This is a genomic window from Micromonospora sp. CPCC 205558 (assembly GCF_036902955.1).
Lineage (GTDB): Bacteria > Actinomycetota > Actinomycetes > Mycobacteriales > Micromonosporaceae > Micromonospora.
In genome coordinates this window covers 59732-81326 of record NZ_JBAKHR010000010.1, presented here as the reverse complement: position 1 = coordinate 81326, position 21595 = coordinate 59732, and the positions used below count along the sequence as shown (strand labels likewise).

Here is a 21595-nt window from a genome sequence, read left to right as displayed (position 1 = left end):
CATGTCGACCACTCATCAGGACGCTGCAGGTGACCGGCAGGGGCTTGTGCCTGACAGCGATCCGAACCGGCCGTTGCCCATGGACTGGCAGCGTTACGCCGACGAGGTCATGTCGCAGTGGTACGACCTGTTGGGGACAGATCCCGAGGAGTCGATGGTCCAGGAGTTTCTCGAACTTCACCCGGCGATGGTGCCCGGCGGGAGTGGCGATGTCGGGCCTGGTGGGCATCACGGGTCAGAGATGTCGGCTGTTTTTCGGCGACCCATGCTGGTTGGCAACGGCCCGAGTTTCGAACCTGATTTCATGTGGGTGACGCGATCCTCCGCGCTCATCACGCCCATTTTGGTTGAGATTGAGCGGCCGGGGAAGCGTTGGTTCCAGCAGAATGGGCGCCCTACCGCCCACTTTCGGGATGCGCATGATCAGCTCAATGACTGGCGTTCTTGGTTCGCCCGCGACGGCAATAGGGCGACCTTCCGTGAGAATTTCTTGTTCGGCGACAGCTTCTCCGATCGTCCGATCGAGCCGCAGTTTGTGCTGGTGTATGGCCGGGCCCTTGAGTTCGAGGCGGGCGGAGGCCATACAAACCCTCGCGCTATTCGGCACAAGCGCGAGAGTCAGCGAGCCGAGAGTGAGACTTTTCTGACGTTCGATTCCCTGCGTCCCAGGTATGATCATGGGAGATCGATAACACTTACCATGACGACCACTGGACCTCGGCTATTTTGTTTTTCGCCCTGTTACGGAACGAGAACTGACACTGGCCCCACCAGCGTACTGCTTGGAGATCCTACGGAGGCTTTGGCGAGATCCGTGATGATGAGCAGCGCACGAAAAGACTATATTGCCCGCCGGTGGGCCTATTGGGGTGATGTCGAGCTGAGCAGTCGGGCGGGTACAACGCGGGTTCGTTGGCGAAGAACTGGAGTCGAGTAGACCTTGTCACCCTCCCCCGATTGGCTGACAAAATGGCACGACGCTCTGTAGACTTTGACCCAGATCCGGATGATTATTACTCCGCGACGCGGTTTGATGTCCTGGTGTCGCAGATGCGGGAAGTTAAACGCATGCTGCGCGAGGGCTCATCGGCGCAGCTGCGGGTCGCTTACATACTCCTAGATAATGCGGCCGAGGTGATCATGTACCGGTCAATCTACCCGGAACTGATTAACAATGACTTTCACGCAACTATTTTAAGGAGATGGGAAGAAGTCGTCGCGGGAACCGACGATCCGACGGCTTTGGAACACTACGAAGAAGCGAAGCGCCGGGTCATCCCGCCCAAAAAGCTGCACAAAATCGAGAATGACTTCGCGGAGAAGGCCAATTTTCTGCTAGGAAGGGGCAAGGTCATTCCGGATCTTGCTGCCTCGTTGAAGGAGCTTCATCGCTACCGCAACGAAATGTACCACCGGGATCATGTGCGGTATGACGTACTTAAGGCCGTGACCGCTATTTACTTCGATGTCGCCTGCTTGCTGCTGGAACGCTACGACGAGACCACCCAGCATCCGGTTTGGCTTGGCCCTCCGATAACCGTCGGTGGAAACGTCACGGGAGAGGAGTTCAAACCACCAGCTAGCGTGCTGGTTGACGAGCTTAAGTCGGGAATGAAGTGGGACTGGCCCGCGATAGCACGTGAGTTGAAAGAGAATCTTGAGGGGCGGTTTCAAAAGTTGACTTCAACGGTCAAGGTTTTGGATCTCCTCCTCGGTAACATTGGGGATGATGTAGTTCTGAAGCTTGCGCAGACGTATCGGTCACATGCCACTTCAGGGCCAGACGACCTGAAGAACTTAGCTGTCGAGCATCTGTCCACGAAGGATTTGGGGCAGTGGGTTCGCCGGACTGAGCGTCTCGACCCAAATGGAGACCACATCCGGTTCTTCAATCATCTTGCAGAAATCGAGCGGTCGTTCGAGGCCTTGGAGGAGCCCGTCCAGGCGCTCTTCGAAGATCTGGAGCGGACGCACACCCTGGCCGTCGAGGAGCAGATAGAGGCTCGGCGGATTGAACGATTCAACAATCGGCTTGGCGACCGAGAACCTGACCAAGGCTAGGCCACGTGCCTAAGACGCAGGCAGGGGATGGAGTGGCGGCATGGAGAACTTCACTGCTGATTCCGAGCAATTGCGGGAACGGCTGGAAGCGAAGCTTCAACCTTGGCGCATACGAGCGACCTTGAGTTTTGCGGGCCTCTATCAATTAACACATGAGCTGATCAAAACGGCTGTGGTTGACGGAGTACGTCAGTTCTACCTGACCGGGTTCGACGAGTCCGGCAGCATCTACGACGAGGTCGCCTATGCCGAGAAAGTGTTAGCACTGGACCCCAGGAGGCGCCTTTTCCCAGCGTCACTTAGGTGGCTCGTCGAACTGGAGGCGATTTCTGCGGGACAGGCAGACCGCCTAGATCGCATCTACGCGCACAGACACGAACTGACGCACGAGTTGGGCAAGTACATCGTCGACCTAGACTTCGAACCCGATATGCAGCTCTTTGTCGACGCGCTCGAAATATTACGCGATATTCACCGGTTCTGGACTCAGGTTGAATTCGATGTCGGCACTTTCGAGGAATACGGCAACGTTTCCCTTGATGACGTAACGCCCGGCCCGATCCTCCTGCTTCAGATGTGCGTTGACGCATACGTCGAGGGCCTTGAAGATGACGGTTCGGATCAAGCTCGCGCCTGAGCGTTCACGGCAGTCTCTCCTCCCGCGCGGAGGTCAGTTACTGCATCGGACCTGAAGGACGCTTCGGGTCAGACGGTGCGGGTACGCGAGCGTCATCGCGTCCCTGCGGCTCTGGAGCGTTTCTATTTCGAAGCTGCGGTTGTCTCGCCGATGATCCGGCGTTGGTTGGCGCAGATCTGGGTGTGTACCTGTGTCGCGTTGACTCCCCACAGCTGGGCTAGATTCTCGACCATGTCGGGCAGGTTGGCCGGCTGGCACGGTTGGCCGGCACGGCGGGTGTGCGGGCCGTCGGTTTCGAAGAGCACTCGGTCGTGAGGCAGTTTCGCCAGCAGGGTGCGCCCCTTGGCGCTGGCGAGCATGGCCGGATTGATCGAGAAGTGCAGGCCGGCTGCGAGTGCGTCGTCGGCGACGTCGAGGGGCCCGGTGTACCAGTGCAGCACCGCTCGGATGCCGGCATCGGCTAGGCGTTGCACGGCGATGCGGTCGGCGCCGCGGGTGTGCACGGATACCGGCCGGTCTTGTAGCTGCGGCAACGCCAACAGCGCGTCGAAGGTCCTCAGCTGTGTGGTTCGGGTGTCGCGGCCGGCCGGGGAGAAGTCCAAGCCGATTTCCCCGATCCAGGCCGCGTCGGCGGCGTGCCGGCTGAAGCGCAGCACGCCGCCCATCCCCAGCCGCTCGGCGTTGAGTGGGTGCAGGCCGAGAGCCGCGCGGGCCGGGCCGCTTCGAGGAAGCAGCGTCGCCATCCGACGGTAGTCATCGGGGCCGTTGGTCACCGCTACCAGCTCGACGCCGGCGGTTGTCGCGCCCGCCAGGATGTAGCTGGGGTCGGGGTAGGCGTCGAGGTGGCAGTGGGTGTCGAGGAGGACGTCGGTCACCGGTTCCTCCACACGGTCGTGGTCAACTGGGCTAGCTTTCCGGTGCTGCCGCCAAGCCATTCGCGGATCTCGGCGGCGCCACGGAGCCACAGCTGTAGGTGGTCCTGGTGCTCGCCGACGGGTAATGGTGCGTTGCGCATGATGGCCAGTTCGTCGCGGTGTGGGCTGACGCCGTGGACGATAGCTCGCAGATCGGCACCGGTGCGCTCGGCCGGGTCGAGCAACCCGGCATCGCTGAGCGCGTCCCAGGCGTACTGGTCGGGCAGGTCGCGTCGGATGCGCCTCAGCGCGGCGCGGCGTACCAGGCAGGGTAGGCAGTAGCCGCAGTTGCCCTGCTTCCGGTCCCGCCATCGTGGGGTTTCCGGGTGCGCGCAGGAGACGCTGCTGGGGGCGAGCTTGGCGAGGAGCCGCGGGTTGCGGCACGCTGCCAGCATCTCTCCCTTGGTCTGCAACCGGTACGGATTGATGATCGGGTTGCTGAGGCCGAGGGCGCGGCATGAGCCGGTGAGCAGGGCAACGAAGTGTGGATGGGTGGTGCGGGTGCTAGCCGATCCGGTGCGTGCCCGGGTTAGCGGCACGTTCAGGCCGATCCAGCCGTTCTCCGGGACGTAGACCGGTACGTCGGGGCCGGCCGCGGAGGCGGCGGCCAGCGCGGCGGTGATGAACAGGAGCGACCGGGATCGGGTGGTGCGTTCGCGTTCGGTGGGCAGCGGCTGGGTTTGGGTCTCGTCCGGGGGCGCGGGGCGGCAGAAGAGGCGTCGTAGCTGGACCCGTTGGCCGTAGACGTCGACGAGGGCGGCGTGCAGGTCACGCTGGGCGGTGGACGCTTGGCCTCCCTCGTGGTGCCCGACCAGCAGCAGCCGCCGCTCGGGGTCTTCTTCGAGCAGGTCGATGACGCCACACAGTGAGTCCAGACCGCCGGAGAACAACGACACCGCGTCGACGTCCAGCCCGGCTGGCTCGCTGATGATCCGGCGGGTGCGGCGGGGCCGGATGTGCCACCGGTCGCCGGTGAGGAACCCGAGCGTGCCAGCCCACTCGGCCTGCTCCCACGCCCCGGGGTCGCTGGCGGGCACGTCGACGTGCAAGGTGCGGGTCCACCCGTCGATTTGAGGTTCGCGTGGCACGGTCCGGTCGCCGCAGTAGACTCCCGCGGCGAAGCGCAGCAGTTCGATGCCGATGGTGGTGGGTGTCCAGTCGGTGAAGAAGCCGGTGGTGAATTCGATGGTGGCTTCCCGGCGGCCGGGTGCCCAGTCCAGGAGCCGGTCGATGCCAGCAGGTGCGGCGGCGGCGGACGGGGCGGACCGGATCCGCAGCCGTACGGTGTCGGCGTCCACGTCAATCCTCCAGCACGCTCAGCGCGTCGTAGACCGCGCGCAGTGAATCATCGATGATGGTGCGGCCGGGCGGGCCGGACCAGTCGACCTCCAACGCGTCGTCGGGCAGGCGCAGGTGCACGAAGCTGCGCACCATCCGTTGCAGATCCTCTTCGGCGCGTTGGGCCTTCACCGGGTCGTCGAGGCGGGCCAGGCGCTCGGCGATCACCGGGATGCGGTTGTAGACGTATCGGGCTAGGAACAGCTCCAACATGTCCCGCACGCCGTCTGCGTCCAGCCGCACGGCGTCGAGGTCGGCCCAGCTGTCGGCGTCCGGGAACAGGTCGGCGAGGACGTCGAACATGGCGTCGCGTGCGGCCTGTCCGTCGATGTCGGCGCCGTCTCCTGCGACGTATCCGGCCAGTGCGTCGAGTACAGCGAGCCGGTCGGCGCCCACGAGGTCGCCGAGGCCCTGCCCTGCGAGGGCGGTCCCGAGTCCGTCGGTGGCGATTCCGGCGAGGACGGCGCCGAGCCGTTGGGCACCGACCCGGCCGGCACGGGCGCCGGCGACCGCACCGGCCGCCCCGCCGAGCACGGGCACGTGCCGGGATAGCAACCGTCGCAACGTGGTGGGGCTGCGCTGCCCAGTATCGGCGGCGCGCATGAGCGATGTCGCGGCGTGCTTGAGCGGCGTCCACGCGCCGCCGGTGCCGCCGGTACGGTCGGTCGAGGTTCCCATCAGCGCCCCGTACGGCTACTGGTGCGCCGGACCAGGGCGACCATCCCGGTCAGCTCCGCCCGGCCACTGGCGGCCCACTTGTCCAACAAGGCGACGGTACGCGGGTCGGCGATCGGTAGGCGCGCCCCGGCGGTGGGGACGTGCACGGCGGGCACCGCGGCCACGGGCAGCCGGTCGAGCGCGGTGAACAACACCTCGCGCGAGTCCTCGATTCGGGCCACTGTCTCGCAGACCGCGACGAACGCGTCCTCGGGGGTGGTCAGCAGCGCTCGGGCGAGAGCCTCGATGACCGCGTCCCTGTCGGTCGGCTCCGCCGTGGCCAAGGTGCCGATGGCCGCACGGCGTACCGGGTCAATGGTGCCCAGGAGTTGGCCGAGCAACCGCTGCTGACTGCTGGACAGTCGAGCGATTGACACCGCAGCCAAGCTCAACCGGTCCCGCGAGTAGGTGAAGTAGGGTCGCAGGTCAACCGATGCCAGCTGCGGTGACAACGCCAGCCAATCTCGCACCGGCGGTCTGTTCGCCCACTGCTGCACCGCCTCATCGACCGGCGGGGCGGCCGCCTGCCGAGGCACGCGGGATCGGGATCTGGTTGCGCGGGTACCGCCCTCGGCGTCGGCGGACGGGCCTGGGTCCTGATCGGGCAGCGGGGCGGTATCGGAGCGCCGCAGGTGTTCGGCGGCCGTCAACTGCGGACAGGAGGGCCCGCCGCTGTCGATCTGCCAGTCGAACAGCTGTTGGAACTCGGCGAAGTGCTGCTGTTCGAGCAACATCAGCTTGGCCAGAACCGCCGGGTCCAGGCTCACCTTGCGTCGGGCCGCGCTGCGACGCCGCAGCTGCAAGGTGTTGAGGAACTGCTTGATCTGGCGGGGGTTACCCCGGGAGCCCGACGCTAGGACCGGTGCGATTGCGGCCGCCCATTGCAGGTCGGCTACCAGCTCGGTCGGGACGTCGACGTCGAGTTCACCAAGAGTGCCGAGGGTGAAGACCACCTCGAGTGTGTGGGCTGCTCGTTGAGCGGCGACGTGGTCACGAACCCGTTGGAAGGATGGTCGGTCCAAGTGCAGCTCGGCCAGCAGCAGGTTGACGTAGGTGACCGCTTCCGGGACGGCCAGTGCGGGGACGGTAATCTTCTGCTGGAACATCTTTTCGAGGTACTGCGCGCCGATCCCCGAGCCGTTGTCGTCGCGCAGCGCCGGGTACCGGGCGTCGACCGCAGACTCCACGACCTTCTGGTGAGCGGCGAGCACGAATGCGGTCCGGGGCGCGCCCAACAGCAGTCGGATCGCTTCGAAGGTGTCCACAACCGTCTCGGGAAGGCAACGGTCGAGGTCGTCGATGAACACCACAACAGCGGCGACTTCATCGAGTGAGTTCACCAACGTGGCGAAACGGCTACGGAACTCGTCGACCGTGGTGATGGTCTCGCCATCGTCGACCGGTCCGGCTAAATCTCCGGCGGTTCGCTGTCCCGCCGTCGTGACGGCTATTTGGGCTGTCTGCTGTGCCATCTTGACCAATTCAGGGTCGAGGCTGGGGTCCACGAAGCCAGCTATGGCCGGCACCGCTGTGGGAATGAGTTCGATCCCCCCGCTTACCACCCGGCGGCTCTGCCGGCGCAGCCGCCGGCCCAGCGCCTTGAGTCGGCCGATCTCTTCCTTGCGCTGCGGGACCTCGGTCGCCAGCTCGCCCAGCACGGCCGACATCAGCGAAACCTTCACATCCTCGTAGTCCTCGTAGCGCCACGGGCTGAACTGCACACACACATATCGGCTGCGGAAGTCGTCTCCAGCCTCATCGGTGGCCGACAAGGCCTTCAGTTCGGTGCAGGCCAGGCTCATCAGGCTGCTTTTGCCCGACCCCCAGTCCCCGAGCACTCCCACCGTCAACGGCAACAGCCGCGGTTCGGACAGGACAATGACCAGGCTATCGACGAGGAACTCGAAGCCCAGCAAATCGATGTCGGTCTCGTTGTCTGGCCACATGTCGCATCCCCCACGGTCGTCATCGACCCTGAGCTGCCGAGTCCTTGCGGCAGCGGGATCGGCCGAGAACGCTACCCCCGCCTTTCCTCAGTGGGTACAGCGTGGTGGTCACGGACAGTGGCTGGGCGGTGGCGCGATCCGTCCTCTTGGCTGGACGTTTCACACGATGTAAAGGCTCAGTTGACCGAGTGGCTGGGCGGGCCGGCGCCGGGCTGCATCGAATGTCGAGCTAGCACCGAATTCGGCGGGCTGATCGGTGGATGCAAGCACTGGGGCGGTTCGGCGGTGCGGTTAGGCCTTGCTGGGGTTGTGCGATTTTGGGCGACGACGCGGTGTGCCCGGGACGCGGCTGAGGCGACGGCCGCTTTCGTCCTCGATGCTGCCCGTAGCCGGCCCAGCCTCGGGAGCGCGTCCCAAGCCTGACGTTCTTCCCGAAGGTTGTCGTGGGGTAAGCAGGCCGGCGGTGGCGAGCATGCTCGTGATCGCTACCGCGGACGTGGGCAGTCTTAGGCTGCCGTGCTGGGCGAGAGGGGCGGCGTCGGCGAGATAGCGTGACGTGCTGCGGATTGCGCCTCGCCGAGATTCGCCGCCGCCCAATCCCCGACCCGTCGTTGCTCGGTTGTGGGGCTTCCGGCGCCCGTCGGGGTGGTGCCGGCATCATGCTCATGGAGCCAGGAGGTGTCGGGGGTGCCCGGGTCGTGTGATGTGGTGGTCGTCGGGGGCGGGCAGGCGGGCCTGGCGGCGGGCTACTACCTGCGCCGTGCTGGCCTGGAGTACGTCATCCTCGATGCTCAGTCGCAGCCGGGTGGCGCGTGGCGGCATGGCTGGGACTCGTTGCGGTTGTTCTCCCCGGCGCCGTACAGCCCGCTGCCGGGGTGGGGTATGCCAGGCCAGGACGGTGAGGAGTTCCCGAGCGCCGGGCACGTCGTGGACTATCTGCGGGCCTACGAGCAGCGCTACGACCTCGCGGTGCGTCGCCCGGTCCGGGTTCAGGAGGTGCGGCCGGCGGGCGAGCGCTTGGCGGTGCAGACTGACGCCGGAACGTGGTCTGCCCGGTACGTCATCTCGGCGACCGGGACGTGGCAGTGCCCGTACGTGCCGGACGTCCCGGGCCGGGAGGAGTTCCTTGGCCGGCAGGTGCACACCGTGCAGTACGCCTCGCCTCAGGAGTTCCGCGGGCAGCGGGTCGTCATCGTCGGTGGGGGCAACTCCGGGGCGCAGATCCTGGCCGATGTGTCGCGGGTCGCCGAGGTCACCTGGGTCACTCGGCGTCGGCCGCGGTTCATGCCGGACGACGTGGACGGGCGGGTGCTGTTTGATGTGGCCGCCAGGAAGGCCTCCGGTGCGGCCGGTGGCGGGGTGAGCGACCTTGGGGACATCGTGATGGTGCCCAGCGTCGTCGACGCGCGTGAGCGCGGTGTGCTGCATGCCCGCGAGATGTTCACCCGGCTGAGCGCGCACGGCGTGTGTTGGGCCGACGGCACCGAACAGCCGTGTGACGCGGTCATCTGGTGCACCGGGTTCCGCCCGGACCTCGCCCACCTCGCGCCGCTGCTGCCCGGGTGGCGGCAGGGCACGGCGCCCACCGACGGTACGAGGTCGGTGGACGAGCCCCGCCTCTACCTGCTGGGCTACGGGGACTGGACCGGGTCGGCGTCGGCAACGTTGGTGGGCGCGGGGCGCACGGCCAAGGCCACGGTCGCGGACATCAGTGCCCAACTGGCCGGCTAGCCCCGCAACGAAATCGCCACCAGCGTCCTGGCCCGGTTGCTGCTGGCGCCGGTTAGGGCAGGGCGGCGAGGTAGCGCTCGGCGTCGAGGGCGGCGGCACAGCCGGTGCCGGCGGCGGTGATGGCTTGCCGGTAGGTGTGGTCGACGAGGTCACCGGCGGCGAACACGCCGGGCAGGTTGGTGCGGGTGCCCGGGGAGTCGACGATGACGTAGCCGTCGTCGTCGAGGGCGACCTGGCCGCGGAACAGGTCGCTGCGGGGGTCGTGGCCGATGGCGACGAACACGCCGGTGACGTCCAAGACCCGCATCTGGCCGGTGTGCACGTCGCGCAAGCGCGCTGCGGTGACGGCACCGTCGTGGCCGATGATGTCCTCGACGACGCTGTTCCACGCCACTTGGATCTTGTTATTGCTCAGCGCCCGCTCGGCCATGATCTGGCTGGCGCGGAAGTTGTCGCGGCGGTGGATGATGGTGACGCTGCGGGCGAAGCGGGTGAGGAAGGTGGCTTCTTCCATGGCGGTGTCGCCGCCGCCGACCACGGCGATGTCCTGGTCGCGGAAGAAGTACCCGTCGCAGGTGGCGCAGGCGGACACGCCGTGGCCGAGGAGTTCGGCCTCGCCGGGGACGCCGAGGGGCCGCCAGGCGGAGCCGCTGGCGAGGATGACCGCGAGGGCCTGGTGGGTTTGCTCGCCGATCCACACGGTCTTGACGTCGCCGGTGAGGTCGACGCGGGTGACGTCGTCGGTGATGAACTGGGCGCCGAAGCGGTCGGCCTGCTTTCGCAGGTTGTCCATCAGGTCGGGGCCGGTGATGCCGCCGGGGAAGCCGGGGAAATTCTCCACCTCGGTGGTGGTCATCAGCGCCCCGCCGGACTGGCTGCCCTCGATGAGCAGGGGTGCGAGGTTGGCGCGGGCGGCGTAGAGGGCGGCGGTGTATCCGGCGGGTCCGGAACCGATGATGATCAGGCGGTGCGGATCGGACACGAAGGGCTCCTGCTCAGGGACAGCCGCCCGCCGACGGCGGGGTCGGCGGGCGGGGGGTGGTTGACAGGGTCAGGCGGCGGTGCGCAGCTCGCCGAGGAGTTTTTCCACCCGGGTTCGGATCTCGTCGCGGATGGGGCGGACGGATTCGACGCCCTTGCCGGCGGGGTCTTCGAGCTTCCAGTCCTCGTAGCGCTTACCGGGGAAGACCGGGCAGGCGTCACCGCATCCCATGGTGACGATGACGTCCGAGGATTCCGCGGTGGCGTACTCGAGGAGCTTCGGGGTTTGGTCGGTGATGTCGATGCCGACCTCGCGCATGGCCTCGACGGCGGCGGGGTTGACGGTGTCGGCGGGGGCGGAGCCGGCGGAGCGGACCTCGACGGTGTCACCGGCGAGGTGGCGCAGCCAACCGGCGGCCATCTGGGAGCGACCGGCGTTGTGGACGCAGACGAACAGGACGCTGGGCTTGTCGGACATCAGAAGCCTTTCTGGCAGTGCGGTTCGCGGAGCCGGTTGACCGGCGCCTCGTCAGATATGGAGGGCCGGGAGCTCTCGGGGTCGCTGTTGCGGTCGAGCAGCCGGTACCGGCCGATGTGACGGGCCGGGTTGAGGAGCTCCCGGCCGGGTCTGTCCCCGTCACGGTGCTCGCTGGTGACGGTCATGGGCGGTGATCGAGTGCAGGGTCGCGGTCGTCAGCGGGAACGACCACGTGGTCGGCGGCCCTCCCGGCGTCCGGGTAGAGCGCGGCCAGCAGACCGAGGCCCACGACGAGGCCAACCAGTTGGGCGATGACGAAGCCGGGAACGGAGGTGGGGGCGATGCCGGCGAAGGTGTCGGTGAACGCGCGGCCGATCGTCACCGCCGGGTTGGCGAACGACGTGGACGAGGTGAACCAGTAGGCGGCGCCGATGTACGCGCCGACGGCGGCCGGGGCGACGGGGGCGCGGCCGGAGCGGGCCAGGGCGAAGACCAGCAGGATCAGGCCGGTGGTGGCGACGACCTCACCGAGCCACAGGTGGCCGGCGGCCCGGTCCTTGGCGGAGAAGTCGACCGCGATGAGGTCGAACATCAGGTTCGCCAGCACCGACCCGGCGATCGCCCCAGCGACCTGAGCGGCCACGTACCCGCCCAGGTCCCGACCGGACAGGCCGGTGCCGGCGCGGCGGCCGAGGAACCAGTCGGCGGCGGAGACCACCGGGTTGAAATGGGCGCCGGAGACCGGGCCGAAGATCAGGATCAGCGCGCCGAGGGCGAACGCGGTGGCGATCGAGTTCTCCAGCAACTGCAACCCGACGTCGTCCGGAGACAGAGTGGTGGCCATGATGCCGGAGCCCACCACGGCGGTGACCAGCAGGGCGGTCCCGAGAAACTCGGCCAGCAGGCGCCGCCAAAGTGCGATGGTCATCAGTCTGTTCTCTCCTAGTGCGCTAACGGTGCGACCCGACATCGGGCCGGCGGGTCTATCGGGTGGCGGTGACGTTCAGGTCATCGAGCAGGCGGCGGACGCGGCGTTCGATCTCGTCGCGGATCGGCCGGACGTCGGCCAGGCTCTGGTCGGCGGGGTCGTCGAGGTCCCAGTTCTCGTAGCGGGTGCCGGGAAAGACCGGGCACGCGTCGCCGCAGCCCATGGTGACCACGACGTCGGCGGCGCGGATCACCTCGTCGGTCCAGGGCTTGGGGAACTCGTCGGTGATGTCGATGCCACGTTCGGTCATCGCCGCGATCGCGGCGGGGTTGACCTCGATGCCGGGCTCACTCCCTCCGGACCACGCCACCGCCTGCTCGCCGGCGAGGTGGGTGAAGAAACCCAACGCCATCTGGGAGCGGCCGGCGTTGTGCGTGCAGAGGAACAGCACCACTGGGCGGCCGTCGCGGTGGTGACCCTCGACCCGTGCGAGGGCGCGCAGGCGCTGACGGGCGAAGCGCTCGGCGAGCAGGGGCAGGTAGTTGGGGATGCTGCCGGCGGTGGCGAACTGGTCGTAGCTGGAATGCAGGAACGCCTCGATGGTCTCGGCGCCGTAGATGCCGGCGAATTCGGCGGCGAGGCGGGTGGCCGCGGTGCGCAGGGCGACCTGCTGGTCGACGGAGATTTCCTGAAGCGGGTGGGGGCTGGTGTCAGTCACGGTGCTCTCCCGGATTCATGGTGGGGGTGATGACGGGGGCGACGCGCTCGACGCGGGCGGCGAGGTCGGCGAACGCGGCTTCGAACGCGTCGTCGGTGTCGGCCCGGACCGGGTCGGGCACCGACCAGTGCAGCCGGGGCCGCGCCGGCCCGGTGAGTTCCTCGTGGGCGTTGTCGCAGACCGCGATGACTAGGTCGTCGTCGCGCACGATGTCGGCGACGTGAGAGGTGCCGGTCGGGTTCAGTACCAGCCCGTGGCGGCGGGCGACGGCGACGGCACGCGGGTGGACCCGCTGGGCGGGTTTCGTTCCCGCTGACGCCGCCGCGGTGTGGGTGCGATCGGACCAGAGGGCGGCGGCCAGTTGCGAGCGGGCGGAGTTGTGGGTGCAGACGAACACGACCCGTCGCACCCCGCTCAGTGGCGTCGGGTTCAGCGCGGTGAGAGCCTCGGGCCGCAGCCGCAGGTAGGTGCGGCGCCGGTCGCCCTCAGACCGGTCCCGAACGACCAAGCCGGCCTCGGTGAGGACCTTGACGTGGTGGGCGACGAGGTTCGTCGGCATGTCCAGGTCGTGGGCGATCTCCCCCGGGGAGGCGTCGCCGAGGGTGAGCGCGTCCACGATCGCCAGGCGCGCCGGGTCGCCGAGCGCGGCGTGGATCCGGGCGCGCCCCTGCACGGAGACAAGCTCAATGTTCATTGACTCAATAATTACTGAGTCGATGCGGGATGTCAAACGGGGTGAGGGAGAGCTATCTGGTTGCGGTTTCGTGCCAGCGCCCTGGATGGTGGTTGGTGGTTGCCGATGACCGGAGGCGGCACACCGGCCTGTCCCGTGGGCGTGGTCGCCGCCTCGGCGACTCACACCGACGGCACTGCCCGTCGTTATAGTGCCCGCGTGACTGGACCCGTCATCGGCTACCACGGTGCGGTCCCGGGCGGCGCGGTCTGGGTCCTGACAAGGTGACCTGGCAGACCGGCCTGCTCGGTTTCGCCGCGGGTGTGCTGATCTCGGTGGTGACCGCTCCGGTCGGGGTGTCAGGGGCGGTGTTCCTGCTGCCGGTGCAGCTCAGCGTCCTGGCCGTGCCCAGCCCAGCGGTGACCCCGACCAACCTGTTGTTCAACGTGGTGGCCGGGCCCGGTGCGCTGGTGCGCTATCGCCGGCACGGACAGTTGGCGGGCCGGCTGACCCGCCAACTGCTGCTCGGGACGCTGCCAGGCGTCGTCATCGGGGCGGTGATTCGAGTCTTCGCCGTCCCCGGGCCCCAGGTGTTCCGACTGATCGTCGCTGCGCTGCTGCTGCCGTTGGGCCTCTGGCTGTGTGTCCGGACGCTGCGACCGGGCCGACGCCGAACAGCCGGCCGACCGTCCGGGCGCGCCATCACCGTTCTTGCGTTGAGCACTGGTGTGGTCGGTGGGATCTACGGCATCGGCGGTGGCTCCATCCTCGGGCCGTTCCTCGTCGGTCGGGGCATGCCGGTGAGTCAGGTCGCGCCGGCCGCCCTCGCGTCGACCTTCGTGACCTCGATTGCCGGCGCCGGGACCTACGCGCTGCTGGCGTTGACGACCGTCGGCGACATCGCACCGCTCTGGCGGCTGGGTCTGCTCTGCGGGCTGGGTGGCCTGATCGGCGGTTATCTCGGAGCCCGCCTGCAGCCCCGCCTGCCCGAGACCGGGCTGAAGTTCCTGCTCGGAGTTCTCGCCATCGGCGTCGCCGTCCTCTATACGGTGCAGGCTGCCCACTGAACCCTTCAGCCAGCAGCCGGCAGGATTAGCCGCAGCGTGTTCGGCGAACAACCGCGGGCTGGCCAGTCAGCGGCTGACCGCCTCGTCGGGACAGGGGTCGGTTCAGCAGCAGGTCTTGAGGTAGGACTGCAAGTCGGCCAACGCCGCCTGTGCACCGTCGCGGTCCGCCCGGTAGTAGACCGTCTTGCCGTCACGCCGCGAGGTTACGATCCGCCCCCGCCGCAGCAGGGTCAACTGTTGCGACGCGGTCGCCTGGCTGATCCCGACGCGCTCGGCGACGTGCCCGACGGACAGCTCGGCGCCTTGGGCGAACAGCATCATGATCCGCTGGCGGGTCGGGCTGCCCAGCGCCTTGAGGAACTCCTGTGTGTCCGGCGCCAGTCCGCTCAGGCCTGCGGGAGTCGCCGTCGCGGGCGGGGTCACCTGCGAGGGCGTGGGCTCATCCATGCCTGCCACCTTTCCCCACCACGGTCATATTGTCATTCAACGAGATGACGATATGATGAGGAGGTGACCACCTCTGGAGAATCTGTGATCATCGTCGGCGGCGGCCAGTCCGGCCTCGCCGCCGCTCACGCCGTCCTGGCTGCCGGCCTGCGGCCCGTCGTCCTGGAGGCAGGCGCCGAGCCGGTGGGCTCGTGGCCGGACTACTACGACAGCCTCACCCTGTTCTCCCCGGCCCGCTTCAGCGCGCTGCCTGGCCTGGCGTTCGGCGGGGGTGATCCCGAGCGTTACCCGAGGCGCGACGAGGTCGTCGCCTACCTGCGTCGCTACGCCAGCGGCATCGACGCCGACATCCGCACCGGCGTACGTGTCGCCGCCGTGCGTCAACGCCCCGGCGGCGGCTATCTGGTGCACACCGACAGCGGCGACGAGATCGCGGCGGCGGGGGTCATCGCGGCCAGCGGCTCATTCGGGAACCCGCACCTGCCGGCGTTACCTGGTCTCGGCGACTACACCGGCGAGGTGCGCCACGTCGCGCAGTACCGGCGGCCCGAGACGTACGCCGGCAAGCGGGTCATCGTGGTCGGCGCCGGGAACTCCGCCATCCAGGTCGCCCACGAACTGGCGCCGATCGCCCGGGTCACCCTGGCCACCCGGGCGCCGATCCAGTTCGTGCCGCAACGCATCCGCGGCCGGGACCTACACCACTGGCTGCATGCCACGAGGGCGGACCGTCTCCCGCGCGCGGTGCTCACCCGCCTGATCCGCCATGCCGCAGTGCTCGACACCGGCGTCTACCGCGACGCCATCATGGGCGGCCTGCTAACCCGCCGGGACATGGTCACCGCCTTCACCCCCGACGGCGTCAGGTGGCCCGATGGTGCGTCCGAGCCGATCGACGCGGTGATCTTCGCGACCGGCTACCGCCCGAACCTCGGATATCTCGCCGCGCTCGGCGCCCTCACACCTGCCGGTATGCCCGAACACGTCGGCGGGGTCTCCACCACTCACCCCGCGCTTGCCTACCTGGGGCTGGAATTCCAGCGGTCGTTCTCGTCGAACACCCTACGCGGCGTTGGTCGTGACGCCACCCACATCGTCAGGGCCCTGGCCGAGCACCTGCGCAGCGGCGGGCGCTGGGCGCAGCTCACGCGACGGCGGCCGGTTCGACGCTGAGCAGTCCGGCGAGCTGGCGCAGGATGGCCGGCCGGGCCCGGTAGTACACCCAGGTGCCGCGGCGTTCGGCGTCGACGAGGCCGGCCTCGCGCAGCGTCTTGAGGTGGTGCGAGATCGTCGGCCCGGTCAGGTCGAACGCCGGGGTCAGGTCGCAGACGCACGCCTCCCCACTTTTCGCGGAGGCGATCATCGACATCAGCTGCAGCCGCACCGGGTCGCCGAGCGCCTTGAACGCCGGCGCGAGCACCGCGGCGGTCTGCGCCGGCACCGGGCTCTGCGCCAGCGGCGGGCAGCACGGCGTGTCGGCGGTGAGGTCGATGACGGGAAGCGACGCAGCTTGCTTTGACATGCCTCTAGGTTGACAGGTGTCTAAGCAGCGTGCAACTCTCTGATTCGACAGACGTCAAGACAGGCGTCGTGGAGGGGAGTCGTCATGTTCGGCACAGCACGACGCACGGCGAAAGCCCAGGCGGGGGCGCGGTTCTGTGACTCCTGTGCGCGGGTGTCCACTGCGGCGCAGCGGGCGCAGCGGCGCTTCGACCAGGTCCGTGACAACGCCTACGCCCTGATGGGCACCCGGTAACCCCTGATCGAAAGGTTGTGTGATGAGCGAGAACACGCAGATCAGCCCCGCGACGGCGGGCGGGTTCGCCGGTGATCCGGGCGCCGCCCTGGCCGTGACCGGCTCCGGTTCCTGCTGTGGCAGCCCTGCGCAGGCGGTCGGCTCGATCCTTCCGCCCGCCGGGCAGTCGCCAGCGGCGGGGCCGTGCTGTGGCAGCCAGCAGGCCGCCGAAGCGGCCGGCTCCTGCTGCGGCACCGAGGCGAAGACCGAAGCTGTCACGACGGGTCAGGGGTGCTGCGGATGACCGCGCCATCGGGATCGGCCGCCCACCTGCAGGCGATCCTGCCCCTGGTGTCAGCCGAGCGGATGGCCGCCACGGTCACTGCTCTCGCTGCGGATGACTTCACCGGCCGGCGGGTCGGCACGGCCGGCGGGGCCGCCGCCCGCGCCTGGCTCGCCGCGCAGCTCTCCGACCTCGGTGCGACGGTCAACACCGACGACTTCCCGGTCCGCGCCGTGCCCGAGGTCTACGCGGCGCCGATGGTCGTCTGGGGCGAGGGTGAGACCTCGACGCGGCTGGTCTTCGGCCGTGAGGTGGCGGTCCACTCGGCCTCCGCCGACACCCTCAAGGTCAGGCGCGGCCCGCTGGGCGTGGCCGGCAGCGGCGACCCGAGCGGTCGGTGGCTGGTGGTGCCCACGGGCATGAACCTCTCGGACGCCGCCCGCGCCGCCCGGGGTGCCGCGGGTCTGCTGGTGAGTCGCGCCGCCGACGCCGACGGCTGGCAGTACACGGTCCTCGCCGGCCCGGACCCGGGATCGCTGCCCATCCTGACCCTCAACGCGGACACCCACCACGCCGTGCTCACCGCCGCCACCACCGGCGGGGGCTGGTGGAGCGCGAACACCCCGCTGCGCCGCCGCGACGTGACCGGCACCAACATCCACGCGAGGTTTCCGGCGGCGGCGCCGGGTGGGATCAAGGTGTTGCTGACCGCCCACTATGACGGCGTCGGTGACCATCCCGGCCTGCGTCAGCCCGGCGCGTCGGACAACGCCAGCGGCGTCGCGGTGGTCCTGGAAGCCGCCCAAATCCTTGCCGCCGCCCGCCCAGCGGGAGTTGGGGTGGCGGTCGCGCTGCTCGACGCCGAGGAGGTCGGCGCGCTGGGCTCGGCCCACCACAGCCGCCAGTTGCACGCCGGTGACGTTCGGCCGCTGGTCATCAACGTCGACGGCGCCGGGCTGCTCGACCAGGCCGCCGCGGTCGAGGCTTGTGGGCCGGCCCACGGGCTGCTCGCCCTGCTCGATCAGGCCGGGCGGCACACCGGCCTTGCGCTCGCCGCCGGGCCGGTCGCCTCCGACAACCGCCGCTACGCCGCCGCCGGTCTCGCGGCGGTGGGCATCGGCGCCGGCATGGCCGGCTACCACAGCCCCGCCGACACCCCGGACCGCGTCGACTCGCACACCCTCGAAGCGATCGCCCGCCTCGTTGTCGCCACCGCCTGTCTCGCGGCTCCCGCACCCGCTACAGTTTCATCGTCGATCGGCGATAAACGATAGAAGGGGTGGGGTGTGGACGAGTTGCTCGACCGGAGCACCGCGCAGCAGTACGCGTCGTGGTTCCGGGCCCTCGCGGACCCGACCCGGGTTCAGATCGTCGAGTACCTCGCCCGTCACGCCCGACCGATGAGCGTCGGCGAGATCGTCGCCGCCGTCGGCCTGGCCCAGTCCACCGTCTCCCAACATTTGAAGATCCTCACCGACGTGCGGTTCGTCCTCGTCGAGGCGGTCGGCACCGCCCGGCACTACCGGATCAACGACGCCTGCGTCGACTGCTTCCCCTCCGCCGCCGACGTCGTCATGGGCCGACCCGCCCCCCACCCGAACGGAGCGTGCTGATGGCCGACATCACCGTTCGCCCCATGACGGCCGGCGACGCCGCGCGGGTGCTCGCGATTTACCAGGCTGGTCTCGACGGCGGCGACGCCAGCTTCGAGACCACGGCGCCGACGTGGACGCAGTTTGGCGCCGGCAAACTGCCCGCGCACCGCCTCGTCGCCGTCGACGGCGACGCCACGGTGATCGGGTGGGTTGCCGTCTCGCCCACCTCTGCCCGTGCGGTCTACGCCGGCGTGGTCGAGCACTCCATCTACGTCGACCCCACCGCCCGAGGCCGCGGCATCGCCCGCCTCCTGCTGGACGCCCTGATCGCCTCCACCGAAGCAGCCGGCGTCTGGACGATCCAGTCGGGTGTCTTCGGCGAGAACACCGCCAGCCTCCGCCTGCACGAGCGCGCCGGTTTCCGGGTCATCGGCGTGCGCGAGCGCATCGCCCGCCACCACGGCCGGTGGCGCGACGTGATCCTGCTGGAGCGCCGCAGCCCCGTCGTCACCTGACCAACCCCTCGCCCCAAGGCGCACGGCCGCCGTGCACCTGTTTGATTCGACAACTCTCGACACAGAGGAGATACCTGATGAGCACCCTGAACGATCTGCCCGTCGTGGTGATCGGCGCCGGACCGGTCGGCCTGGCCGCCGCCGCGCACCTGCACGAGCGCGGCCTGCCCTTCACCGTCCTCGAAGCCGGCGACACCCCCGCCGCCGCGGTGCGGCAGTGGGGCCACGTCAGGGTCTTCTCCCCCTGGCGCTACAACATCGACCCCGCCGCCCGCCGCCTGCTCGATGACGCCGGGTGGGTCGCCCCCGACCTGGAGGCCCTTCCTACCGGCGCGGAGTTGGCCGACGGCTACCTTCAGCCTCTGGCGGAGGTGCCGCAGCTCAAGCCGCACCTGCGCTACGGCGCCCGCGTCGAGGCGATCAGCCGCCTCGGCCTGGACCGCCTGCGTACCGCCGGCCGTGAGTCCACGCCGTTCCTGATCCGCCTCGCCGATGGCCAGGAGGTGCTCGCCCGCGCGGTCATCGACGCCTCCGGTACCTGGGGCACCCCGAACGTCCTCGGCTCCTCCGGGCTGCCCGCCCGCGGTGAGCGCGACGTCGCCGGGTATCTGGAGCACGCGCTGCCCGACGTCCTCGGGACCGGCCGGGACCGGTTCGCCGGCCGGCACACCCTCGTCGTCGGCGCCGGCCACTCCGCCGCCAACACCCTGCTCTCCCTCGCCGACCTCGCCGCCGAACATCCAGGCACCGCCGTGACTTGGGCGATCCGCACCACCTCACCGGCGCGCACCTACGGCGGCGGTGACGCCGATGCCCTGCCCGCCCGCGGCGCGCTCGGCTCCCGGCTACGCGCGCACGTCGACGCCGGCCGCATCCGCCTGCTCACCGGCTTCTCCGTGCACGCCCTCACCCCCGCCGACGGCCGGGTCAGCGTCCTGGTGCGCCATGCCGACGGCAGTGAAGAGCAGACCACCGTGGACCGGATCGTCGCGGCCACCGGGTTCCGCCCCGACCACTCGATCGCCGCCGAGCTGCGCCTGGACCTCGACCCGGTCATGGGCGCCACCCGCGCCCTGGCCCCTCTGATCGACCCCAACGAGCACTCCTGCGGCACCGTGCCCCCGCACGGAGTAGACGCGCTGACCCATCCTGAGCCTGGTTACTACGCCGTCGGCATGAAGTCCTACGGGCGGGCGCCGACGTTCCTGATGGCCACCGGCTACGAGCAGGTCCGCTCCGTCGTCGCCGCCCTCGCCGGCGACTGGAGCGCTGCCCGTGACGTCCAACTTGACCTGCCCGAGACCGGGGTGTGCAACAGCAACCCGGACGAGTCCGCCACCGCCGACAGCTGCTGCGGGCCGGCACCGGCCGCCCAGAGCACCGGACGAGGCCTGGCCACCGGCATCTCCGGCGGACTGCTCGCCGCGCCGCTGACCCTGGTCAGCCTCAATGCCGCGCCCGCCGACGCGCAGGCCGGCGGCTGCTGCGGCAGCTGATGCCCACCACCATCACGGTGCCCGCCGACGCAGCCGTCGGCGGGCACCACGGGTGGCGGATCGTCGCCGCCCCCGCCGTCACCTCCACCATCGGCTACGGCACCCTCTACTACGCCTACGCCGTCCTACTCACCCCAATGGCCGCCACCCTCGGCACCTCCACCACCGCCGTCACCGGCGCGCTCACCGCCTCGGTCCTCGCCGGCGCACTCGCGGCGATCCCCGTCGGCCGGTGGCTCGACCACCACGGCGGACGGGCCCTCATGACCACCGGATCGATCACCGCCACCGCCCTGCTGATCGCCTGGTCCCAGGTCCACACCATCGAACAGCTCTACCCGGTCATGATCGGCATCGGGGTCACCGGCGCGATGGTCCTCTACGAACCCGCGTTCGCCGTCATCGTCGCCTGGTTCACCGCCGACCGGCGTGCCACAGCCCTGCTCGCCGTCACCATCGTCGCCGGGTTCGCCAGCACCATCTTCATGCCCCTGACCGGCCTCCTGACCGCCCACCTCGGCTGGCGCGGCGCGTTACTCGTCCTCGCCACCATCCACGGCGCGGTCACCGTGCCCCTGCACGCGTTCACCATCCGCCGGCCTCCACTGGCAGCGATGACCGCGCCCGCCGCCCCGAGCCTGGCCGGGCACACCCGTCGGCGCGCGGTCGCAAGGGCGGCGATGCGCGACACCCGGTTCTGGATCCTCGCCGCGACCCTGATCGCCCATGGCGCGGCCACCAGCACCATGACCGTGCACCTCATCGGCTACCTCACCAGCCGCGGCCACACCGCCACCGTCGCCGCCACCATGACCGGACTGCTCGGCGTCCTGTCCGTCACCGGACGACTCGTCCTCACCGCCGCCCGCCGACACCTACGCGTCACCACCATCGTCGCCGCCGTCTTCACCACCCAGGCCGCCGCTGTGCTCGCCATGCCCCTGTTCGCTGGCACCCGCACCGGCGCGGTCATCACCGTCATCGGCTTCGGACTCGGCTTCGGCATCACCAGCCTCGCCACCCCCGCCCTCCTCACCGACCGGTACGGCACCACCGCCTACGCCACCATCGCCGGACGCCTCGCCGCCCCCGTCACCATCGCCAAAGCCGGAGCACCCCTCGCCGCCGCCGCACTCCTGCACACCACCGCCGGATACACGCCACTGCTCACCGCTGTCGCCGGATGCTGCGCCCTCGCCGCCACCGGCATACTCATCGGCGCACCGCCGCCAACCGCAACCGGTTAAGCCGGATACGGCCCGGGTGAGCAACTATCGCCGGCGTGCAGGTCGTTCTGGCGTTCAACGGATTGGCCGGGTTCCACAAGCTGTCGAC

At 69.2% G+C, this 21595-nt stretch carries 25 protein-coding genes; 13 read left to right on the top strand and 12 right to left on the bottom strand.

The window, feature by feature from the left end:
* Nucleotide 1 precedes the first annotated feature (1 nt).
* Genes V6U86_RS14190 through V6U86_RS14180 form a run of 3 tightly spaced genes read left to right on the top strand, consistent with a single transcriptional unit; the run spans nucleotide 2 to nucleotide 2698 of the window.
* Nucleotides 2-937: a Shedu anti-phage system protein SduA domain-containing protein gene (locus tag V6U86_RS14190; protein ID WP_334503075.1), complete on the top strand. Its 936-nt coding sequence runs from the start codon at nucleotides 2-4 to the stop codon at nucleotides 935-937.
* 20 nt (nucleotides 938-957) lie between these two features.
* The gene (locus V6U86_RS14185; RefSeq protein ID WP_334503073.1) at nucleotides 958-2061 is read left to right on the top strand and encodes a hypothetical protein; all 1104 of its coding nucleotides are present in this window, start codon (nucleotides 958-960) and stop codon (nucleotides 2059-2061) included.
* Between the two features lie 40 nt (nucleotides 2062-2101).
* Entirely contained in the window at nucleotides 2102-2698 is a 597-nt protein-coding gene (locus V6U86_RS14180; RefSeq protein WP_334503071.1) for a hypothetical protein, read from the top strand.
* 122 nt (nucleotides 2699-2820) lie between these two features.
* On the opposite strand, the gene V6U86_RS14175 is transcribed toward V6U86_RS14180, so the two are convergent.
* From V6U86_RS14175 to V6U86_RS14160, 4 genes are read right to left on the bottom strand one after another with little or no spacing between them, the layout of a single operon-like run.
* Nucleotides 2821-3573 carry a TatD family hydrolase gene (locus V6U86_RS14175; RefSeq protein ID WP_334503069.1) on the bottom strand — a complete coding sequence of 251 codons (753 nt, stop codon included), beginning with the start codon at nucleotides 3571-3573 and terminating at the stop codon, nucleotides 2821-2823.
* Complete coding sequence (gene qatC / locus V6U86_RS14170; RefSeq protein WP_334503067.1) at nucleotides 3570-4910, bottom strand: Qat anti-phage system QueC-like protein QatC; 1341 nt, start codon at nucleotides 4908-4910, stop codon at nucleotides 3570-3572. Before qatC ends, V6U86_RS14175 begins: the two co-directional genes overlap by 4 nt.
* 1 nt (nucleotide 4911) lies before the next feature.
* Nucleotides 4912-5628, bottom strand: coding sequence for a hypothetical protein (locus V6U86_RS14165; protein ID WP_334503065.1), 717 nt, complete (start codon nucleotides 5626-5628; stop codon nucleotides 4912-4914).
* Nucleotides 5628-7613 carry a KAP family P-loop NTPase fold protein gene (locus V6U86_RS14160; RefSeq protein ID WP_334503062.1) on the bottom strand — a complete coding sequence of 662 codons (1986 nt, stop codon included), beginning with the start codon at nucleotides 7611-7613 and terminating at the stop codon, nucleotides 5628-5630. The genes V6U86_RS14165 and V6U86_RS14160 overlap by 1 nt, the downstream gene beginning before the upstream one ends.
* Nucleotides 7614-8300: 687 nt before the next feature.
* Here V6U86_RS14160 and V6U86_RS14155 point away from each other — a divergent pair.
* Nucleotides 8301-9344 carry an ArsO family NAD(P)H-dependent flavin-containing monooxygenase gene (locus V6U86_RS14155; protein WP_334503060.1) on the top strand — a complete coding sequence of 348 codons (1044 nt, stop codon included), beginning with the start codon at nucleotides 8301-8303 and terminating at the stop codon, nucleotides 9342-9344.
* Nucleotides 9345-9396: 52 nt separating this feature from the next.
* On the opposite strand, the gene trxB is transcribed toward V6U86_RS14155, so the two are convergent.
* The 6 genes from trxB to V6U86_RS14125 all read right to left on the bottom strand — a co-directional run bounded on the left by trxB (nucleotide 9397) and on the right by V6U86_RS14125 (nucleotide 13143).
* Nucleotides 9397-10326: a thioredoxin-disulfide reductase gene (gene trxB, locus V6U86_RS14150; RefSeq protein WP_334503058.1), complete on the bottom strand. Its 930-nt coding sequence runs from the start codon at nucleotides 10324-10326 to the stop codon at nucleotides 9397-9399.
* Nucleotides 10327-10395: 69 nt separating this feature from the next.
* Nucleotides 10396-10803, bottom strand: a complete 408-nt coding sequence (locus V6U86_RS14145) for an arsenate reductase ArsC (RefSeq protein ID WP_282258197.1) — start codon at nucleotides 10801-10803, stop codon at nucleotides 10396-10398.
* Nucleotides 10803-10988, bottom strand: coding sequence for a hypothetical protein (locus V6U86_RS14140; protein WP_334503050.1), 186 nt, complete (start codon nucleotides 10986-10988; stop codon nucleotides 10803-10805). Before V6U86_RS14140 ends, V6U86_RS14145 begins: the two co-directional genes overlap by 1 nt.
* Complete coding sequence (locus tag V6U86_RS14135; protein WP_334503047.1) at nucleotides 10985-11731, bottom strand: MIP/aquaporin family protein; 747 nt, start codon at nucleotides 11729-11731, stop codon at nucleotides 10985-10987. Before V6U86_RS14135 ends, V6U86_RS14140 begins: the two co-directional genes overlap by 4 nt.
* Before the next feature lie 55 nt (nucleotides 11732-11786).
* A complete protein-coding gene (locus V6U86_RS14130) occupies nucleotides 11787-12449 on the bottom strand; it encodes an arsenate reductase ArsC (protein ID WP_334503045.1) in 663 nt (220 codons plus the stop codon).
* Nucleotides 12442-13143, bottom strand: a complete 702-nt coding sequence (locus V6U86_RS14125) for an arsenate reductase/protein-tyrosine-phosphatase family protein (RefSeq protein ID WP_334503043.1) — start codon at nucleotides 13141-13143, stop codon at nucleotides 12442-12444. Before V6U86_RS14125 ends, V6U86_RS14130 begins: the two co-directional genes overlap by 8 nt.
* A 263-nt stretch (nucleotides 13144-13406) precedes the next feature.
* Here V6U86_RS14125 and V6U86_RS14120 point away from each other — a divergent pair, with 263 nt between their 5' ends.
* Nucleotides 13407-14189 (top strand): sulfite exporter TauE/SafE family protein, encoded by a 783-nt coding sequence (locus V6U86_RS14120; protein ID WP_334503041.1) that lies wholly within the window; start codon nucleotides 13407-13409, stop codon nucleotides 14187-14189.
* Between the two features lie 102 nt (nucleotides 14190-14291).
* Here the strand turns inward: V6U86_RS14120 and V6U86_RS14115 are convergent, their stop codons facing one another.
* Complete coding sequence (locus tag V6U86_RS14115; RefSeq protein ID WP_334503039.1) at nucleotides 14292-14636, bottom strand: ArsR/SmtB family transcription factor; 345 nt, start codon at nucleotides 14634-14636, stop codon at nucleotides 14292-14294.
* A gap of 63 nt (nucleotides 14637-14699) precedes the next feature.
* On the opposite strand from V6U86_RS14115, the gene V6U86_RS14110 reads away from it, so the two are divergent.
* Complete coding sequence (locus V6U86_RS14110) at nucleotides 14700-15809, top strand: flavin-containing monooxygenase (RefSeq protein WP_334503037.1); 1110 nt, start codon at nucleotides 14700-14702, stop codon at nucleotides 15807-15809.
* Here the strand turns inward: V6U86_RS14110 and V6U86_RS14105 are convergent.
* Nucleotides 15781-16158, bottom strand: coding sequence for an ArsR/SmtB family transcription factor (locus tag V6U86_RS14105; protein ID WP_334503035.1), 378 nt, complete (start codon nucleotides 16156-16158; stop codon nucleotides 15781-15783). The genes V6U86_RS14110 and V6U86_RS14105 overlap by 29 nt on opposite strands.
* 84 nt (nucleotides 16159-16242) lie before the next feature.
* Here V6U86_RS14105 and V6U86_RS14100 point away from each other — a divergent pair, with 84 nt between their 5' ends.
* From V6U86_RS14100 to V6U86_RS14070, 7 genes are all read left to right on the top strand, one after another.
* The gene (locus V6U86_RS14100) at nucleotides 16243-16392 is read left to right on the top strand and encodes a hypothetical protein (RefSeq protein ID WP_334503033.1); all 150 of its coding nucleotides are present in this window, start codon (nucleotides 16243-16245) and stop codon (nucleotides 16390-16392) included.
* Nucleotides 16393-16414: 22 nt separating this feature from the next.
* Nucleotides 16415-16675 carry a hypothetical protein gene (locus tag V6U86_RS14095; RefSeq protein WP_334503031.1) on the top strand — a complete coding sequence of 87 codons (261 nt, stop codon included), beginning with the start codon at nucleotides 16415-16417 and terminating at the stop codon, nucleotides 16673-16675.
* Nucleotides 16672-17928 carry a M28 family metallopeptidase gene (locus tag V6U86_RS14090; protein WP_334503028.1) on the top strand — a complete coding sequence of 419 codons (1257 nt, stop codon included), beginning with the start codon at nucleotides 16672-16674 and terminating at the stop codon, nucleotides 17926-17928. Before V6U86_RS14095 ends, V6U86_RS14090 begins: the two co-directional genes overlap by 4 nt.
* Before the next feature lie 12 nt (nucleotides 17929-17940).
* On the top strand, nucleotides 17941-18267 hold the full coding sequence (locus V6U86_RS14085) for an ArsR/SmtB family transcription factor (RefSeq protein WP_334503026.1): 327 nt from the start codon (nucleotides 17941-17943) through the stop codon (nucleotides 18265-18267).
* Nucleotides 18267-18764: a GNAT family N-acetyltransferase gene (locus V6U86_RS14080; protein ID WP_334503023.1), complete on the top strand. Its 498-nt coding sequence runs from the start codon at nucleotides 18267-18269 to the stop codon at nucleotides 18762-18764. The genes V6U86_RS14085 and V6U86_RS14080 overlap by 1 nt, the downstream gene beginning before the upstream one ends.
* A gap of 77 nt (nucleotides 18765-18841) precedes the next feature.
* The gene (locus tag V6U86_RS14075) at nucleotides 18842-20260 is read left to right on the top strand and encodes an FAD-dependent oxidoreductase (RefSeq protein WP_334503020.1); all 1419 of its coding nucleotides are present in this window, start codon (nucleotides 18842-18844) and stop codon (nucleotides 20258-20260) included.
* Nucleotides 20260-21507 (top strand): MFS transporter, encoded by a 1248-nt coding sequence (locus tag V6U86_RS14070; RefSeq protein WP_334503017.1) that lies wholly within the window; start codon nucleotides 20260-20262, stop codon nucleotides 21505-21507. The genes V6U86_RS14075 and V6U86_RS14070 overlap by 1 nt, the downstream gene beginning before the upstream one ends.
* The last annotated feature ends 88 nt before the right edge of the window (nucleotides 21508-21595 follow it).

Bases quoted from the DNA above. Each gene is read 5' to 3' on its own strand.
- V6U86_RS14180 (WP_334503071.1), top strand. From the start codon at position 2,102: ATGGAGAACTTCACTGCTGATTCCGAGCAATTGCGGGAACGGCTGGAA.
- V6U86_RS14145 (WP_282258197.1), bottom strand. From the start codon at position 10,803: ATGTCCGACAAGCCCAGCGTCCTGTTCGTCTGCGTCCACAACGCCGGT.
- V6U86_RS14125 (WP_334503043.1), bottom strand. From the start codon at position 13,143: ATGAACATTGAGCTTGTCTCCGTGCAGGGGCGCGCCCGGATCCACGCC.
- V6U86_RS14080 (WP_334503023.1), top strand. From the start codon at position 18,267: ATGGCCGACATCACCGTTCGCCCCATGACGGCCGGCGACGCCGCGCGG.
- V6U86_RS14190 (WP_334503075.1), top strand. From the start codon at position 2: ATGTCGACCACTCATCAGGACGCTGCAGGTGACCGGCAGGGGCTTGTG.
- V6U86_RS14135 (WP_334503047.1), bottom strand. From the start codon at position 11,731: ATGACCATCGCACTTTGGCGGCGCCTGCTGGCCGAGTTTCTCGGGACC.
- V6U86_RS14105 (WP_334503035.1), bottom strand. From the start codon at position 16,158: ATGTCAAAGCAAGCTGCGTCGCTTCCCGTCATCGACCTCACCGCCGAC.
- V6U86_RS14160 (WP_334503062.1), bottom strand. From the start codon at position 7,613: ATGTGGCCAGACAACGAGACCGACATCGATTTGCTGGGCTTCGAGTTC.
- V6U86_RS14095 (WP_334503031.1), top strand. From the start codon at position 16,415: ATGAGCGAGAACACGCAGATCAGCCCCGCGACGGCGGGCGGGTTCGCC.
- V6U86_RS14165 (WP_334503065.1), bottom strand. From the start codon at position 5,628: ATGGGAACCTCGACCGACCGTACCGGCGGCACCGGCGGCGCGTGGACG.
- V6U86_RS14140 (WP_334503050.1), bottom strand. From the start codon at position 10,988: ATGACCGTCACCAGCGAGCACCGTGACGGGGACAGACCCGGCCGGGAG.
- V6U86_RS14075 (WP_334503020.1), top strand. From the start codon at position 18,842: ATGAGCACCCTGAACGATCTGCCCGTCGTGGTGATCGGCGCCGGACCG.
- V6U86_RS14100 (WP_334503033.1), top strand. From the start codon at position 16,243: ATGTTCGGCACAGCACGACGCACGGCGAAAGCCCAGGCGGGGGCGCGG.
- V6U86_RS14115 (WP_334503039.1), bottom strand. From the start codon at position 14,636: ATGGATGAGCCCACGCCCTCGCAGGTGACCCCGCCCGCGACGGCGACT.
- V6U86_RS14070 (WP_334503017.1), top strand. From the start codon at position 20,260: ATGCCCACCACCATCACGGTGCCCGCCGACGCAGCCGTCGGCGGGCAC.
- V6U86_RS14090 (WP_334503028.1), top strand. From the start codon at position 16,672: ATGACCGCGCCATCGGGATCGGCCGCCCACCTGCAGGCGATCCTGCCC.